Origin of the sequence: Stenotrophomonas sp. PS02298, from assembly GCF_029959445.1 — a bacterium.
Lineage (GTDB): Bacteria > Pseudomonadota > Gammaproteobacteria > Xanthomonadales > Xanthomonadaceae > Stenotrophomonas.
Genome location: NZ_JASCOR010000346.1, coordinates 1 through 313 on the forward strand (window position 1 = coordinate 1; position 313 = coordinate 313).

1 protein-coding gene is annotated in these 313 nt (G+C 63.3%); it reads right to left on the reverse strand.

The features are described from left to right. Positions 1–184 (reverse strand): hypothetical protein (locus tag QMX78_RS21525; protein ID WP_282273495.1); only part of this gene is annotated, 184 nt, incomplete at its 3' end. Positions 185–313: the final 129 nt, after the last annotated feature.

Below are 313 nucleotides of genomic sequence, written 5' to 3' on the forward strand. Positions count from 1 at the left end.
CCCACAAAACACCCCAAACCGGGGGGCCGGGGGCCATTCCCCACACAAACCCCCCCCCCCACCCCGGTTTTGCCTCCGCCATCGTCTGCATCGGAATAGCCATCGCCGTAGCAGACCACACCGAACCGACCGCACCAGCAATCAGGGTCAGGCACAGCAGCAGGGTCAGCAGGATGCGCGGCACGGGATTCAGGCTTGGAAGCGAGGCTGAACGATAGCACCCCAACGTACGGACTGGGCTGAATGATTGGGCAAACCGGCAAAACCGGCGGCCAAACCGGGGTCAGAGTGCGGTTTCGAAACGAAACCGCAC